Origin of the sequence: Glycomyces sp. YM15 (assembly GCF_016918015.1) — a bacterium.
Lineage (GTDB): Bacteria > Actinomycetota > Actinomycetes > Mycobacteriales > Micromonosporaceae > Glycomyces.
The window spans coordinates 1-514 of record NZ_JAERMK010000063.1 but is presented as its reverse complement, the minus strand read 5'-3'; the positions used below and the strand labels follow the sequence as shown (position 1 = coordinate 514).

1 pseudogene is annotated in these 514 nt (G+C 63.6%); it reads left to right on the top strand.

Annotated features, from left to right (window positions below):
• Positions 1-7 precede the first annotated feature (7 nt).
• Positions 8-514, top strand: a pseudogene (locus JHY01_RS26185) (sugar ABC transporter permease); the annotation flags it as partial.

Genomic DNA, 514 nt, shown 5'->3' with positions numbered 1-514 from the left:
CGAAGCGGTGACCGCGGCATTGGACGCGCCGGCCCCGGCCACCGTCCGTGAGCGCAGCCGAAGGACCCGCAGGCGGAATCTGCGCCGTCACTGGCAGCTGTATGTGCTGCTGGTCCTGCCGGTCGCGTATTTCGTGATATTCCAGTACATCCCCATGGCGAACAACGTGATCGCCTTCAAGGACTACAACGTGGTCCAGGGCATCTGGGGCTCGCCGTGGGCCGGATTCGACCACTTCGAGCGCTTCTTCGCCAACCCGGTCGCCTGGGACCTGATCCGCAACACCCTCATGCTGAGCCTCTACGGCTTCCTCGCCGGGTTCCCGATCCCGATCATCCTGGCGCTGGCCTTGAACGAGGTGCGGGCGCGGTTCTTCAAGCGCACCGTCCAGATGGTCACCTACGCGCCGCACTTCATCTCGACGGTCATCGTCGTCTCGATGCTCATCCTCATCTTCTCGCCCAGGATCGGTTTCATGGCCGACGTCCTCGGCTTCTTCGGGATGGACTCGAAC